The organism is Trichocoleus sp. FACHB-262, from assembly GCF_014696035.1.
In the GTDB taxonomy this organism is placed as follows: domain Bacteria; phylum Cyanobacteriota; class Cyanobacteriia; order FACHB-46; family FACHB-46; genus Trichocoleus.
The window spans coordinates 1-15,710 of record NZ_JACJPK010000118.1 but is presented as its reverse complement, the minus strand read 5'-3'; the positions used below and the strand labels follow the sequence as shown (position 1 = coordinate 15,710).

The 15,710-nt window shown below is 48.2% G+C and carries 11 protein-coding genes and 1 pseudogene; 10 read left to right on the top strand and 2 right to left on the bottom strand.

Annotated elements, in window-relative coordinates; genetic code table 11:
- Nucleotides 1-194: 194 nt before the first annotated feature.
- The 8 genes from H6F68_RS28320 to pgl all read left to right on the top strand — a co-directional run bounded on the left by H6F68_RS28320 (nt 195) and on the right by pgl (nt 11,764).
- Nucleotides 195-479, top strand: a complete 285-nt coding sequence (locus H6F68_RS28320) for a hypothetical protein (RefSeq protein ID WP_190443446.1) — start codon at nt 195-197, stop codon at nt 477-479.
- 695 nt (nt 480-1,174) lie between these two features.
- Entirely contained in the window at nt 1,175-3,250 is a 2,076-nt protein-coding gene (tkt, locus tag H6F68_RS28315; RefSeq protein WP_313930282.1) for a transketolase, read from the top strand.
- A 62-nt stretch (nt 3,251-3,312) separates the two neighbouring features.
- Complete coding sequence (locus H6F68_RS28310; protein WP_190564290.1) at nt 3,313-6,192, top strand: bifunctional transaldolase/phosoglucose isomerase; 2,880 nt, start codon at nt 3,313-3,315, stop codon at nt 6,190-6,192.
- A gap of 115 nt (nt 6,193-6,307) precedes the next feature.
- Entirely contained in the window at nt 6,308-7,336 is a 1,029-nt protein-coding gene (gene gnd, locus H6F68_RS28305; protein WP_190564288.1) for a phosphogluconate dehydrogenase (NAD(+)-dependent, decarboxylating), read from the top strand.
- Entirely contained in the window at nt 7,333-8,871 is a 1,539-nt protein-coding gene (gene zwf, locus H6F68_RS28300; protein ID WP_190564286.1) for a glucose-6-phosphate dehydrogenase, read from the top strand. The genes gnd and zwf overlap by 4 nt, the downstream gene beginning before the upstream one ends.
- Nucleotides 8,872-8,941: 70 nt before the next feature.
- Nucleotides 8,942-9,850 carry a Cof-type HAD-IIB family hydrolase gene (locus H6F68_RS28295; RefSeq protein WP_190564284.1) on the top strand — a complete coding sequence of 303 codons (909 nt, stop codon included), beginning with the start codon at nt 8,942-8,944 and terminating at the stop codon, nt 9,848-9,850.
- 166 nt (nt 9,851-10,016) lie between these two features.
- The gene (locus H6F68_RS28290; protein ID WP_190552563.1) at nt 10,017-10,964 is read left to right on the top strand and encodes a class I fructose-bisphosphate aldolase; all 948 of its coding nucleotides are present in this window, start codon (nt 10,017-10,019) and stop codon (nt 10,962-10,964) included.
- Nucleotides 10,965-10,975: 11 nt separating this feature from the next.
- Nucleotides 10,976-11,764, top strand: a complete 789-nt coding sequence (gene pgl, locus H6F68_RS28285; protein ID WP_199300467.1) for a 6-phosphogluconolactonase — start codon at nt 10,976-10,978, stop codon at nt 11,762-11,764.
- Nucleotides 11,765-11,778: 14 nt separating this feature from the next.
- On the opposite strand, the gene H6F68_RS28780 is transcribed toward pgl, so the two are convergent.
- Nucleotides 11,779-11,922, bottom strand: a complete 144-nt coding sequence (locus H6F68_RS28780) for a hypothetical protein (protein WP_206755574.1) — start codon at nt 11,920-11,922, stop codon at nt 11,779-11,781.
- Between the two features lies 1 nt (nt 11,923).
- Nucleotides 11,924-12,085: pseudogene (locus H6F68_RS28280) on the bottom strand (Tn3 family transposase); the annotation flags it as partial.
- Nucleotides 12,086-12,238: 153 nt separating this feature from the next.
- Here H6F68_RS28280 and H6F68_RS28275 point away from each other — a divergent pair.
- Together H6F68_RS28275 and H6F68_RS28270 are read left to right on the top strand one after the other, a co-directional pair.
- Nucleotides 12,239-13,021: a glucose 1-dehydrogenase gene (locus H6F68_RS28275; RefSeq protein WP_190564282.1), complete on the top strand. Its 783-nt coding sequence runs from the start codon at nt 12,239-12,241 to the stop codon at nt 13,019-13,021.
- A gap of 2 nt (nt 13,022-13,023) precedes the next feature.
- Entirely contained in the window at nt 13,024-15,654 is a 2,631-nt protein-coding gene (locus H6F68_RS28270) for an MGH1-like glycoside hydrolase domain-containing protein (protein ID WP_190564280.1), read from the top strand.
- The last annotated feature ends 56 nt before the right edge of the window (nt 15,655-15,710 follow it).

The window sequence follows — 15,710 nt, the reverse complement described above, 5'->3', positions numbered from 1 at the left end:
GCTGAGAATGCGCACAACTGGGTTAAACCTGAATCTTTAGCTCAAGTGATTTGTTTCTTAGCATCTGAAGCGGCTCAAGATGTTCGAGGGGCAGCAGTTCCAGTCTATGGCAGTGCTTAATGCTGTCAAGAATCGATTTTCTAGACTAGAACGCCAACGAGTATCACTGTAAAAACCACTGGAGAATTATAGCCATGCATTTATCAGCTGACCCAGCAAATCCAACACCCTCAACCATTGAGAAGAAACTTGCTCTGCTACAAAAGGTAAGAGATGAATTAGGCAGTGGAGACACGATTCGCCGTCTATTTTTTGGCGATTTGACACCCATTGCACTCCAACCAGGAGGGGCTGGCACAGTCGTCCATCTCTATAACAAAGCTGACGATGTCACTATTGCTTATTGCGCCACCTACGACGTATTTTTGGCAGCCCGACCAGGGCGAGTTATCGAATTTGATCCTGCCGAAATCAAGTAGGGTTATTATCTTTGCAAAGTCGTAAAAGCCAAACCTCAAAAAAATCGCACGAACAGACGACATCTTCAACATCAAAGAATTTGATCGGCAAGCAATGTCTAGGCTTCTGTCTGTGGCGCTCTTGATTTACCTGCCCTCAACGGGTCAGTTTCTTAGCAATCTAGTTAGGTTAAACTGTTGGCAGATAACAGGTTAACCTAACTAGATACAAGCATACTTGTGTGAAGCAGCACCGTTGAAGGAAGATGCTGGAGTTTGAGCATAGAGTCACCCTACAGGGTAAAAGTTGGTAATCCTACCCAAATTTACCAGGTGTGGCTCCTTTTTTTGCGAGCTCACTTGCTCACAGCCAAAATTTGACAATGTGCGGTCCTCTCTCTACTTTATACTCAACTGCTCTGACCTGAGTGCGATCGCCGTGCCAATTGCGTAAGCCATAAAGCTCTTAAGTCAGTTTCATTCGTCTTAAATTGTCTATAACTGAGCAATCTTGGCTGGTTAGAAATTGGATCGTATTGCACACTGCAATGAGTTGCTGCTTTTGGATAACTTCAATGTCAATAATAAGCAGCGTATTTAGCCAGTAAAATCTTTCATTTTCCAAAAGCATTAGCACAAGTTAAAAATTAACGCTTAAAGGCGTTTTGTTGACATCGCTAATTCTTTCTATAAAGCCTTAAGAAGGAGAGCAAGCAGTGATTGCCCAAACTCAAGCTTCAAATCAAACACAACTCGATGAGCTATGCGTTAACACGATTCGAACCTTATCGATGGACGCGGTGCAGCAGGCAAAGTCTGGGCATCCAGGTACACCAATGGCATTAGCTCCCGTTGCTTACTGTTTGTGGCAGCGATTTTTACGGTTCGATCCCGATGATCCGATCTGGGCAAATCGCGATCGCTTTGTTTTATCGAACGGTCATGCTTCAATGCTGCTGTATTCGTTGTTGTATTTGACGGGTGTCAAAGCTGTTAATGCAAAGTACGAACAATTAGGTGAATCCTCCATTACGCTCGATGATATTAAGCACTTCCGCCAACTGGATAGCAAATGTCCTGGACATCCTGAATATCGCTGGACTTCTGGCATTGAAACGACTACAGGACCATTGGGACAGGGTGTGGCGACAAGTGTAGGAATGGCGATCGCCAGACAATGGATGGCACAACACTTTAATCGTCCTGACTTTGAGTTATTTAACTATAACGTCTACGCCCTGTGTGGCGATGGCTGCATGATGGAGGGTATTTCCAACGAAGCCGCTTCTCTAGCTGGGCATTTAAAGCTCTCCAATCTCTGCTGGATTTATGATAACAACCACATCACGATCGAGGGGAATACCCATCTCACCTTTAGTGATGATATAGGCACTCGTTTTCTAGCTTACGGTTGGAACCTCATTCGAGTCAGTGATGCTAATGATTTAGAGATGCTGGAGCGAGCATTTCAAACCTTTCAGGAAACACACGATCGCCCCACGCTAATCATTGTCGATAGCCACATTGGCTATGGTGCGCCACATAGACATGATACCAGTGCAGCTCACGGGGACCCGCTAGGGGAAGAGGAAATTCGGTTAACGAAACGCAATTACGGCTGGTCTGAAGATGCTAAGTTTTTGGTACCGGAGGGCGTACAAGCGCACTTTCAAAAGCACTTAGGGCAACGAGGACATCGTCTGCGCCAGAAGTGGATGCAAACCTTTGATGAGTACAGTGCCAAATATCCAGATCTGGCAGACCAACTCTATAAGATGCAGCATCGCCAACTTCCTGATGATTGGGAAACCGCACTGCCAACGTTTCCTGCTGATGTCAAAGGGCTAGGGGGACGGGATGCCTCTGCCAGCGTGCTGAATGCGATCGCTCAGCAGATCCCCTGGTTAATTGGTGGTGCTGCCGATCTGGCTCCCTCAACGAAAACACGGCTCACCTTTGAGGGCGCGGGTGATTTTAGTGCAGACGATCGCAGTGGGCGTAACTTCCACTTTGGCATCCGCGAACATGCAATGGCAGCAATCCTCAACGGACTTTCATTGAGTAAAGTCCGTGCCTATGGCTCTGGATTCTTTATTTTCAGTGATTACTGTCGTCCCTCCATTCGCCTCAGTGCGCTGATGGAAATTCCGGTCATCTACATCTTCACGCATGACTCGATCGGGGTTGGCGAAGATGGTCCCACCCATCAACCTGTTGAACAGTTGGCATCACTGCGAGCAATTCCGGGATTGATTACTCTGCGACCTGCCGACGCGAATGAAGTCGTAGAAGCTTGGCGAGTAATTATGCAATTGCAGCATCAACCTGTGGTGCTGGTGTTGTCTCGACAGGCATTACCGACGCTCGATCGTACCCAGTATGCGGCGGCATCCGGTTTGGCTAAAGGGGCTTATGTTCTGGCAGATGCGGAGAACGGCAAACCCGATGTATTACTGCTAGCAACCGGAAGCGAAGTTTCACTCTGCATTACAGCGTATGAACAGCTTAAGACCGAAGGAATTAAGGCGCGAGTGGTGAGTATGCCTTCATGGGAGCTGTTTGAGCAGCAAAATCAGGACTACCGCGATAGTGTGATTCCACCCTCAACTACCGCCCGTGTTTGTGTGGAGCAAGCATCAACCTTTGGCTGGGGTGAGTATGTGGGTTCGAGAGGTGCCCGCATTGTTATGCACACGTTTGGGGCTTCAGCTCCTCTAAAAGAATTGCAGCGCAAGTTTGGTTTCACGCCTGACAAAGTTGTTGCAGCCGCAAAAGCACAGTTAGCAAGTTGATATTTTGTGTTCTTGCATACTTGTGTCAAATTTAGTTGCCAATTCAATAAGGATATGACCAGATGGTTACTTTACAAGCATCACAACCCAAAAACCCTTTGCAATCCCTCCAATCCTATGGGCAATCGGTTTGGTTAGACTATATTCGTCGCAGTTTAATTAGCAGTGGTGAACTCCAACATTTAATTGACAAAGATGGATTGCGAGGTGTGACTTCAAATCCTTCGATCTTTGAAAAAGCGATCGCAGGTAGCACCGATTATGACAGCGCTTTGTCAACCATTGAACAAAGCCACGATCGAGATGCCATGTCGCTCTATGAGACGTTCGCCATTGCCGATATTCAAGCAACGGCAGACCTCTTGAGACCGATTTATGAGCAAACCGATCGACGCGATGGTTACATCAGTCTAGAAGTTTCTCCTTATTTGGCAGATGATACACAGCAAACCATTTCTGAAGCCCGCCGACTGTGGCAGGCAGTGGATCGTCCCAATTTGATGGTTAAAGTGCCTGCAACCCCGGCGGGAATTCCCGCCATTCAACAACTCATTAGTGAAGGCATTAATGTGAATGTGACGCTGCTGTTTGCTCAGGATGTTTATGAGCAGGTTGCTAATGCCTTCATTACTGGTTTAGAGCTACTGGCGGCAAAAGGTGGAGACATCAGCTGCATTGCCAGTGTTGCTAGCTTCTTTGTTAGCCGAATTGATAATACTGTTGATAACCTGATCACGGCTCAACTCAAAACTACTGCCGATGCAGCGCAGCGCGATGTGCTCAAAGGTTTATTGGGCAACGTGGCGATCGCCAATGCTAAACTCGCTTATCAGCGTTATCAAACCATTTATCAATCGAACCGCTGGCAGAAGTTATCCAGTCAAGGGGCACAAACCCAGCGATTGTTGTGGGCAAGTACAGGAACAAAGAATCCCCAATACAGCGATGTGCGGTATGTCGAGGAATTGATTGGCTCTGACACGGTAAATACAGTTCCGCCAGCCACGCTATCTGTCTTCCGCACTCATGGGCAGCCGAGGTCTAGTTTGACTGAAAGTCTGGATGAGGCTCGATCGACCCTAGCAAACCTACAGCAAGCGGGAATCTCTTTACAACAGGTGACAGATCAATTATTGGCAGAAGGTTTACAACTTTTCAGGAATGCCTTTGACCAATTGTTGAGTGCTGTCGAAGAAAAACGAACCGCGATTCTGGGCAACAAGCTTAACTCGCTCACCTATAAACTGCCCGAACCTTTGAACAAAGCTGTGCAAGCGTCTCTAGACGATTGGCAGCAGAACGGTAAGATTCGTCGTCTATGGGCGCGGGATGCAACGCTGTGGACAGGTACGGATGAAAACAAGTGGTTGGGCTGGCTCGGCATTACCGAAGACCAACTGGCGCACATTGACCACCTGAAGCAACTAGCGCAAGATGTTCAAGACCTGGAGTTTACTCATGTATTGCTACTGGGGATGGGTGGCTCGTCGCTCTGCCCAGAGGTGATGAAGCTGACCTTTGGTAACAAACAAGGCTTTCCAGAACTGCTGGTGCTTGATTCCACTGATCCAGCTCAAATCAAGGCGATCGAACGTCAAATTGACCTCACTCGAACCTTGTTCATTGTGTCGAGTAAGTCTGGCAGCACGTTAGAGCCCAATATCTTTAAGCAGTATTTCTTTGATCAAGTGCAGAAACTTTTGGGTGCAGAGTCGGCAGGCAACCGCTTCATTGCCGTGACTGATCCGGGTTCTAAACTGCAACACATTGCCGAAGGCGATGACTTCCGCCATCTCTTCTTTGGTGTACCCAGTATTGGCGGTCGCTACTCTGCTCTATCGAACTTCGGCATGGTGCCTGCGGCAGCAATGGGAGTGGATGTGGCAAAGTTCCTCGATACGGCTGAAGTGATGGTACATTCCTGTGCACCATCAGTTCCAGCCAAAGAGAATCCTGGCGTTGTCTTAGGCAATATTCTGGGCGTGCTGGCAAACCAGGGACGAGATAAAGTAACGCTGATTGCCTCACCAGGAATTGCAGATTTAGGTGCCTGGCTAGAGCAACTACTGGCAGAGTCTACAGGCAAAGAGGGTAAGGGATTAATTCCCGTGGATCAAGAACCGCTAGGTAATCCATCAGTCTATGGAGATGATCGCATCTTTGCCTACATTCGCCTAGAGTCTGCGGCTGACTCAGCTCAGGATGCAGCCGTTACAGCGTTAGAGCAAGCAGGACAACCTGTCGTTCGTATTTCCATTGCCGATCCTTATCAAATTGGTCAAGAGTTCTTCCGGTGGGAAATTGCAACAGCTGTGGCGAGTTCCATCATGGGTATCAATGCCTTTAATCAACCGGATGTGGAAGCCAGCAAAATTGTGACTCATCAGTTAACGACAGAGTATGAAAAATCTGGCACACTTCCATCGGAAACACCGATCGTGATTGAAGCAGGCATTCAATTATTTACAGATTCCAAAAATGCGGCTGCGCTGTTTAAGGCAGCAGGAACTGATCAATCGTTAGGTGGCTACCTGCGTGCTCACCTCAACCGGCTACAGCAAGGAGATTATTGTGCACTCCTGGCATACATCGATCGCAACGATGCCCATCAAATACAATTGCAAATAATCCGAGAAACCATTCGAGATGCGAAGAAAGTGGCAACCTGCTTAGGGTTTGGTCCTCGCTTTTTGCACTCCACCGGACAGGCATATAAAGGTGGACCGAATAGCGGTGTGTTTCTCCAAATCACCTGTGATGATGCAACAGATATTCTAGTTCCTCAGCAGAAATATACGTTTGGTGTGGTGAAAGCTGCTCAAGCACGGGGAGATTTTCAGGTCTTAGCAGACCGCGATCGCCGGGCACTGCGAATTCATCTCAGCAAGGATGTGCAAGCAGGTTTAGCCACACTGCAAACGATAATCGAGCAAATTCTGTAAGTCATTCTGCATCAATCAGGCAGTTAGTCAAGAATGATGCAATGCTGTCATCGCGCAAACTAAATGCCTTCAACCTGCACTTCCCGCAATCAACAATCCCATTGGAGAAACAACAATGCAACTTGGTGTCATTGGTCTAGGGCGTATGGGCGCAAATATTGTCCGCCGCTTGCTACGAAATAATCATGAATGTGTTGTGTTCAACCGCTCACCCAATAAAGTGAAACAACTCGCATCGGAAGGGGCGATCGGAGCTTACACCCTGGATGATCTTGTCCAAAAGCTCGATAAACCTCGTGCGATCTGGCTGATGGTGCCCGCCGGAGATCCCACTGAAGACATAGTGATGGAATTAGCTCAGAAGCTAGAAGCAGGCGACATTCTGATTGATGGTGGCAATTCTTATTACATTGATGATATTCGCCGGGCAAATGCGCTTGAATCCAAGGGAATTCATTACGTTGACATTGGAACCAGCGGCGGAGTGTGGGGGCTAGAACGTGGCTATTGCATGATGATTGGGGGACCGGAAACGGCTGTACAACATCTTGACCCCATTCTCAAAACTTTGGCACCCGGAGTTGGAACCATTGATCGCACCCCCAGTCGAGAAAAAGTAAGTGGTACGGCTGAGCAAGGCTATTTGCACTGTGGTTCCAGTGGTGCGGGTCATTTCGTCAAGATGGTGCATAACGGCATCGAATACGGAATCATGGCAGCCTACGCCGAGGGACTCAATATTTTGCATCACGCGAATGTAGGTAAACAGCAGCGGGCTGCCAGTGCTGAATCAACACCGCTCCGTAATCCAGAACACTACCAATACGACTTCAATTTGCCAGACGTTGCTGAGGTCTGGCGGCGCGGTAGCGTCATTGCTTCTTGGCTGCTGGATTTAACTGCGATCGCCCTGCTTCAAGATCCCCATCTCTCTACCTTTGCCGGTCGAATATCTGATTCTGGAGAAGGACGCTGGACGATTACGGCAGCGATCGATGAAGGTGCTCCCGCGCCCGTGCTGAGTGCTGCTGTCTATCAGCGCTTTAGCTCTAGAGATGAGGATGAATTTGCAACTAAGTTGCTTTCTGCCATGCGCTATCAATTCGGCGGACACATTGAAGAACATGCGGAGATTTCATCATGACGGTTGCCATTGCCTCTCATGCCGCAGTTGAACCTTTGGCTCATTCAGCTGGACCTTGCACGATCGTCATCTTTGGCGCTGCTGGAGATTTAACCAAGCGCTTATTGTTGCCTGCACTCTACAACCTGAAGCGCAGTAATTTACTGCCACAGGAGTTTGCGATCGTGGGGGTGGCTCACACTCCCATCAGCCAGGATGACTTCCGCAGCAAACTCAATCGGGACATTCACGAATTCGCAACGGTTGCCGTCGATGATCAGCTTTGGCAGCAGTTTGAGCAGCGACTGTACTATCTTTCTGGTGAGTTTCAAGATGCGAAGATGTACCAGCAGCTGCACAATTTGCTGACTCAGGTAGACCAGGATTGTGGCACTCAAGGAAACTACCTATTTTACCTGGCAACCTCTTCTAACTTCTTCTGTGACATCATTGCCCAACTGGGTGCAGCCGGGTTAGTGCAGGAGGATGACGGGCACTGGCGGCGCGTCATCATTGAAAAACCATTTGGACATGATCTGGAGTCTGCCCGCAGCTTAAATCAAAACATCAGTCACGTGCTGAAGGAAAGCCAGATCTACCGCATCGATCATTACCTGGGTAAAGAAACCGTTCAGAATATCCTGGTATTTCGTTTTGGTAATGGACTATTTGAACCGATTTGGAATCGGGAACATATCGACCATGTGCAAATTACGGTGGCGGAGACAGTTGGCGTAGAGGGTAGAGGTAACTTCTACGAAGGGACGGGGGCAGTACGAGACATGATGCAAAACCATCTGTTTCAATTATTGACCATGATAACGATGGAACCTCCTGTCTCATTTGATGCCGATGCTGTACGCGATGAGAAGTCAAAATTGCTGAAGTCCGTTCAGCCCTTTACGGCTGAGATGGTGCAAACCCAGACAGTACAGGGGCAATACGGCGAAGGCACAGTGAATGGAAAGACGGTACCTGCCTATCGATCGGAACCACGGGTTGCTCCCGACTCGACCACTGAAACCTACGCTGCCTTAAAGCTCACCATTGATAATTGGCGCTGGGCTGGGGTGCCGTTTTATTTACGAACTGGAAAATGCTTATCCGCACGAGTCACTGAGGTTGTAGTCCAATTCAAGCAAGTGCCCTCCCTTCTGTTTCGGGATACCTCGATCGATCATTTGACGCCCAATTTTCTGGTACTTCGCATTCAACCGGATGAGGGCATTAGCTTTCAGCTTGGAGCTAAGATTCCCGGACCAACGATGCAGATGGGAGCGGTGAAGATGGATTTTTGCTACGCCGACTACTTTGGCACAACTCCCAGTACGGGGTATGAAACGCTGCTCTATGACTGCATGATTGGTGACGCTACTTTATTTCAGCGATCGGACAACGTCGAGCTAGGCTGGCGTATTGTGTCACCCATTCTCGATGTCTGGGCAGCAACATCGCCGCAAAACTTTCCTAATTACACTGCTGGCACCTGGGGGCCGACGCAAGCCGATGCACTACTAGAGCGAGATGGTCGGCAATGGCGGGTCGGTACAGCGTAAGAGAACTGTTCATCAGATAACGATAGCCTTTCGTAGTCAAACTAAATGACGTTTCAACAACTTCCTCATCATGAGTCAAACCATTCAATCCTCTAAGATTTCTCTGCTGCTTGCAGATGTCGATGGGACGCTAGTGACCAAAGAAAAAATCCTGACCGATCGCACTCGTGCAGCCATTCATAAACTTTGGGATGCTGGTATTCGTTTCACGATTACCAGCGGTCGTCCGCCATTGGGTATGAAAACGATCACTGATGAGCTAAAGCTGACAGAGCTAATTGCGGCATTTAATGGCGGTCTATTTGTCTACCCCGACTTCTCTACCCTGGAGGAAAACGTCTTACCCACAACCATTGCTCAAGATGTGATCAAGATGATTGCTGACCATCATCTTGATGTCTGGATCTATCGCGGTAAGGATTGGTTCGTGCATGAGCGGCATGGCCCTCACGTCGATCGTGAAGAGTGGACCGTTAAGTTTTCACCTACGGTTGTTTCTAGTTTCGACGGTTTACTCGATAACGTTATCAAAATTGTTGGCGTTAGCGATGACTTGGATGCTGTTGCTCACTGCGAAACCGATGTTCAGCAGACGTTTAGCCCGCATGTTCACTGTCGGGCAGGAGCCAGTTCGGGTGGCGGCGAGCAAGTGTCTGCGGCTCGCTCTCAGCCTTATTATCTGGATGTAACTCATCCACAAGCTAACAAAGGGGCTGTTGTTGATCGCCTCTCACACCTGCTCGGAATTCCCAGACAGGAGATTGCCACGATCGGAGACATGCTCAATGATGTGCCAATGTTTGAACGCAGTGGGTTGAGCATTGCCATGGGTAATGCGAGTGCAGAGGTGCAGCAACAGGCTCAGTATGTAACCACTTCTTATGAAGAGGAGGGATTTGCTAATGCGGTCGAATGGTTTATCTTGGGCGATCGCACAGCCACAGAAATTCCCAAAAGCCGTCTTCGACCAACGGTTTAGCTCTGGAATGGATGGAACAGTCTGTCTCTGCTGTTCTAGTCCACTCCTTCGACATATCCGTGACCATCAAGTGCATTGGTTTTGCCGAAGTTGCTGGCAGGATATGCCGTGAAGAGCGGAAGAAAGATTTTATTGGACCAGACTTTGAACATTTAGGAGAAACACAATGACTCAACGAGTAAAAGAAATTCTCAGTTGGTATGGCAGTGATAATCCTGGAACGCTGACTAATTTGAGCCGTTTGCTCAATCATGGTAAATTAGCAGGCACCGGAAAACTAGTGATTCTGCCAGTTGATCAGGGCTTTGAGCATGGTCCAGCCCGCAGTTTTGCCCCGAATCCACCCGCTTATGATCCTCGTTATCATTTTGAGTTGGCGATCGCAGCCGGATGTAATGCTTACGCTGCACCACTAGGGTTTTTGGAAGCAGGAGCGCGAGAATTTGCTGGTGAAATTCCTCTGATTCTGAAAGCCAATGATCACGATGCGCTGTTAGATGAATCTGACCCGATGCAAGCGTTAACGGGCAGTGTACAGGATGCGCTGAGATTAGGCTGCGTTGGCATCGGCTTCACCATCTATCCCGGTTCAGCCCATCGGTTTGAGATGTATGACCAGATTCGAGCCTATGCCGAAGAAGCGAAGCGGAATGGATTGGTTGTGGTGATTTGGTCGTACGCCCGTGGATCGGGTTTAAGCAAAACGGGTGAGAGAGCGATCGACGTGATTGGCTATGCAGCTCAGATTGCGGCTCAGTTGGGTGCTCACATCATCAAGGTGAAACTGCCGAACGAGCATATCGAGCAGGAGGCAGCGCGCAAGGTATATGAACAAGAGCAAATCCCGATCGCAACGTTATCTGAACGGGTGCATCATGTGGTGCAATGTACCTTTAACGGACGACGAATTGTCATCTTCTCGGGTGGAGAGACCAACAGTGATGATGCCCTTCTGAATGAAATTCGAGCGATTCATGCGGGCCACGGATTTGGCTCAATTATTGGACGCAATTCATTTCAACGTTCAAAACCAGATGCGTTGCGGTTACTCAACGCCATCATGGACATTTACAACACTCACCCATCCCATGCTCCAATTCCAGTTTTGAAATAAAGGGAACGATCATGCAAAAATTAATCCGATCTCAGATGAAGCCCGAAATTCAAGTTTTTGCCAAGCTTGAAGCGCTGACGCACGCTGCTGCTACTGAGTTTGTGCAAAAAGCCCAGCAAGCGATTCAAGCACGAGGACGATTCACGGTCGTCCTCTCCGGTGGCTCAACTCCCAAAAGTCTTTACGCACTGTTGGCAACTCAACTCTGGCGTGATCAAATCTCCTGGAATCAAGTCCACCTATTTTGGGGTGATGAACGTCACGTTCCACCAAATGATTCCAGTAGCAACTTTCGGATGGCACAAGAGCAATTGCTGTTTCAAGTTCCGATTCCACAGGAAAACGTGCATCGCATTAAAGCTGAAAATTCAGATGCTCAAGCAGTTGCTGCTGAATATGAACGAGACCTGAAACAATTTTTTCAACTCGGTGAACATGAATTTCCTCGCTTCGATTTAGTGTTGTTGGGGATGGGGGCTAACGGACACACCGCCTCTCTATTTCCTGGCACTGCTGCGGTTCATGAGCAAACTCGTTTAGTCGTTGCACCCTGGGTGGAAGAGTTGAACAGCGATCGCATTACCTTAACGCCACCTGTGATTAACAACGCGAATACAATCATCTTCTTTGTCACTGGAGTAGAGAAAGCTACAACGCTGAAAGCAGTGTTGGAAGGACAGCATCAACCCGATCGCTTACCTGCTCAAATCGTTCATCCGGCTCAAGGAAATGTGATATGGATGGTCGATCAAGTGGCAGCAAGGTTGCTATCCACTGCTGTTTCATTAACCCCCGACTAAATCATGCAACCCATTCAATCTTCCAAATCAGCGGGGATTGCAGGTCTATCTTGTCTGCTGATTTCAATCGATTGGAAGAAGAAGCGCACATAAAGATTGACATGGTCATAAATGAGTGGCATAAAGGTTTTGAGTTCATTCACTCCCATTTGCTGCATCTATGCAGTCATTAGCGCTATTCCAGTTTATGACGGCACTCAAGCCTTCCTGAATCTCCTGATGAATACGCTCATCGTGCAAGTAACGACACAAAAAGATCGTTTTGATAGCTCTCCCTAGCTTAACCAAAACTGGGTGCTTGACATTGTTGCGGGTGAACTGAATCTTTAACTTCTTCAACTTATGCTGTGATGCAAGCAAATCGTCGCGATTTGAGTTTTCTGGAACTTTGCTTGATGCTTCAACGAAACATTTCAAAAGTTTTCAACCTATCCGTTCCTTCTTGATCGAATCAACACCATCATTGGAGTAAGTATGAAGCTGGAAGGCAAAGTTGCACTGGTTACAGGTAGCAGCCAGGGAATTGGACAGGCGATCGCCATTCGTCTCGCCCAAGAAGGAGCGAGCGTTGTGATTAACTACCGTTCTCATCCAGAGGGGGCAGAGGAAACCCTCTCAAAGGTAAAAGCAGCGGGTGGCCAATGTCATATGGTCGATGGCTTCACCGTTCAAGCCGATACGGGTATGGTTGCTGACGTGCAGCGCATGATTGCAGACAGCATCACTCACTTTGGCAAACTAGACATTCTAGTCAACAACGCTGGAATCGAGAAGAACGCAGACTTTTGGGATGTGACTGAGGCAGACTATGATGCCGTCATGAATGTGAACTTAAAGGGTGTATTTTTTGCCACTCAATCCTTTGCCAAACATTTGATGGAGACGAAGCATCCTGGCAAGGTGATCAATATCAGTTCGGTTCACGAAGAATTGCCCTTTCCTCACTTTGCGGCTTATTGTGCCAGTAAGGGTGGCTTAAAAATGCTGACTCGTAATCTTGCGGTTGAGCTAGCTCCCTTTGGGATCACGATTAATAATGTGGCACCCGGTGCGATCGAGACACCCATCAACACCAAGCTACTAAACGATCCAGAAAAATTAGGCGCACTGCTGAGCAACATTCCGCTAGGGCGATTAGGCAAACCGGCAGATGTGGCCTCGATTGTCACGTTTCTCGCATCGGCTGAGTCTGACTATGTAACTGGAACCACTTTCTTTGTTGATGGTGGATTGTTGTGGAACTACCAGGAGCAGTAGTTATGACTCCAGAAGAAGTTCGATTACAGCAAGACCGGGAGCGAACTGCCTACTGGAAACGTTGGGGTCCTTATCTCAGTGAACGGCAGTGGGGAACCGTGCGAGAAGATTACAGTCCCTATGGTGCTGCCTGGGATTATTTTTCCCATGAACAGTCGCGATCGCGCACCTACCGCTGGGGTGAAGACGGCATTGCAGGCATCTCAGACAGTCGGCAGCGGTTATGTTTTGCGATCGCGCTTTGGAATGGGAATGATCCCATCTTAAAAGAACGGCTGTTTGGCTTAACTGGCCCAGAGGGCAATCACGGTGAGGATGTCAAGGAGTATTATTTTTACCTCGACAATACACCTACTCATTCTTACATGAAGTGCCTGTATAAGTATCCACAGCAGGCATTTCCCTATACTCAACTGGTAGAAGAAAACCGTCACAGAAGCAAAACCGAGCCAGAATTTGAGCTGCTGGATACTGGAATTTTTGCGGAGAATCGCTACTTTGATGTGTTTGTGGAATACGCCAAAGCCTCACCTGATGATATTTTGATTCAGGTGGCGATCGCCAATCGTAGCTCCGAAACACACACATTGCATTTATTGCCAACGCTCTGGTTTCGCAACACCTGGGATTGGAATCCGGAGAGTAAAAAACCATTCATTAAAGTTGTGAATGAGCAAGAGTTCAGCGTGGTTGAAGCGATTCATCCAACTTTGGGAACTCGTTGGCTTTATTGCGAAAGGGGCGCAGGCTTACTCTTCACAGATAATGAAACGAACTACGAGCGACTATTTAGTGTTCGCAATACCTCGCCTTATGTGAAAGATGGCATCAATGATTATGTTGTCGAGGGACAGCAGGATGCCGTGAATGGCGATCGCATCGGCACTAAGTTTGCGGCTCACTATCAGCTATCGCTCGCACCGGGAGAAACAAAAACTATTCGCCTACGCCTGAGCGATGTTGCAACAATTGCTGAGCCGTTTGGAGCAGAATTCACTCATCTTTTTGAGACACGCAAACAGGAAGCCGATGAGTTTTATCAGCGAATTTCTCCTTTTCCAATGTCGGAAGATGAACGCAACATTCAGCGGCAGGCATTTGCAGGCTTACTGTGGAGCAAACAGTACTATCACTATGTGGTGCAAGACTGGTTAAATGGCGATTCTGGGCAACCACAACCACCCGCTGAACGCAAAGAAGGACGCAACCGTGAGTGGAGCCACTTGTTCAGCGAAGATATCCTTTCGATGCCCGACAAATGGGAATATCCCTGGTTTGCCGCCTGGGATCTGGCGTTTCACCTGATTCCGTTGGTGGTCATTGACCCCGATTTTGCTAAGCTGCAACTCGATCGCCTGACTCGCGAATGGTATATGCAGCCCAACGGTCAGCTACCCGCCTATGAATGGGCGTTTAGTGATGTGAATCCTCCTGTGCAGGCATGGGCAGCGCTGCGAGTGTATCAGATTGAGCAAAAGTCTTATGGACGTAGCGACCGCCAGTTCCTTCAGCGGGTCTTTCACAAACTGCTGCTCAACTTCACTTGGTGGGTCAATCGCAAAGATGTAGCGGGCAAGAATGTGTTTCAGGGTGGTTTCCTGGGACTGGATAACATTGGAGTATTCGATCGCAGCAAGGAGTTGCCTACAGGCGGCTATCTCAATCAGGCAGACGGCACCAGTTGGATGGGAATGTATTGCTTAAATATGCTGGCGATCGCTCTGGAACTGGCAAAGGAAGATAAGTCTTATGAAGATATTGCCAGCAAATTTTTTGAACACTTTCTCTATATTGCTGATGCGATCGATGGCATTGGGGATACCAACATTGCATTGTGGAATGAAGAAGATGGGTTCTACTATGATGCGCTGCAATTGCCACAGGGGCAGCAGTTGCCGCTCAAGGTGCGATCAATGGTGGGGTTAATCCCCCTCTATGCTGTGACGGTTCTGGAATTAGAAACATTGGAACAATTTCCAGGTTTCAAAAAGCGGATGCAGTGGTTTATTCAAAATCGTCCGGACTTGAAAAACAATATTGCCTGCATGGAAACTCCGGGTATGGGGGCCAGACGATTGTTGTCGATTGTGTACGACGCAAAGCTAAAGCGAATTTTGCAACGAATGTTAGATGAAGACGAGTTCTTCAGTCCTCACGGCATTCGAGCGATTTCTAAATATCATCAGGAACATCCTTACGTACTGGAATGCTCTGGAGCTAGCTACTATGTCCACTATGAACCGGCAGAATCAACGACTGGTTTATTCGGCGGCAATTCCAATTGGCGTGGACCGATCTGGTTTCCAGTAAATTATCTAATTATTGAAGCGCTCTGGCAGTTTCACAGCTATTTCGGCGATGAGTTTAAGGTGGAATGTCCCACCGGTTCAGGGCAGGAAATGACGCTGCGGGAAGTGGCGATCGCCCTCTCCCACCGTTCAGTTGCCCTGTTTGAGCAAAATGAGTCAGGTCGCCGTCCGATCTATGGCGACTTAGAAACCTTTCAATCAGATCCGCACTGGCGCAATTACATCCTGTTTCACGAATATTTTCATGGTGACAACGGTGCGGGGTTAGGAGCCAGTCATCCTCAGCCGCGCAACTTCAAGCATTGTTTTTCCTTCTCGATATAACGACACGCAGCGTTGCTTCAACTCATCCAGGTACTTGGATTTGCGGCTCCTGCTCG

Excerpts from the sequence above, each read along its gene's own strand:
- pgl (WP_199300467.1), top strand. The coding sequence starts at position 10,976 with ATGCAAAAATTAATCCGATCTCAGATGAAGCCCGAAATTCAAGTTTTT.
- H6F68_RS28290 (WP_190552563.1), top strand. The coding sequence starts at position 10,017 with ATGACTCAACGAGTAAAAGAAATTCTCAGTTGGTATGGCAGTGATAAT.
- H6F68_RS28310 (WP_190564290.1), top strand. The coding sequence starts at position 3,313 with ATGGTTACTTTACAAGCATCACAACCCAAAAACCCTTTGCAATCCCTC.
- zwf (WP_190564286.1), top strand. The coding sequence starts at position 7,333 with ATGACGGTTGCCATTGCCTCTCATGCCGCAGTTGAACCTTTGGCTCAT.
- H6F68_RS28295 (WP_190564284.1), top strand. The coding sequence starts at position 8,942 with ATGAGTCAAACCATTCAATCCTCTAAGATTTCTCTGCTGCTTGCAGAT.
- H6F68_RS28320 (WP_190443446.1), top strand. The coding sequence starts at position 195 with ATGCATTTATCAGCTGACCCAGCAAATCCAACACCCTCAACCATTGAG.
- H6F68_RS28275 (WP_190564282.1), top strand. The coding sequence starts at position 12,239 with ATGAAGCTGGAAGGCAAAGTTGCACTGGTTACAGGTAGCAGCCAGGGA.
- H6F68_RS28270 (WP_190564280.1), top strand. The coding sequence starts at position 13,024 with ATGACTCCAGAAGAAGTTCGATTACAGCAAGACCGGGAGCGAACTGCC.
- H6F68_RS28780 (WP_206755574.1), bottom strand. The coding sequence starts at position 11,922 with ATGCAGCAAATGGGAGTGAATGAACTCAAAACCTTTATGCCACTCATT.
- gnd (WP_190564288.1), top strand. The coding sequence starts at position 6,308 with ATGCAACTTGGTGTCATTGGTCTAGGGCGTATGGGCGCAAATATTGTC.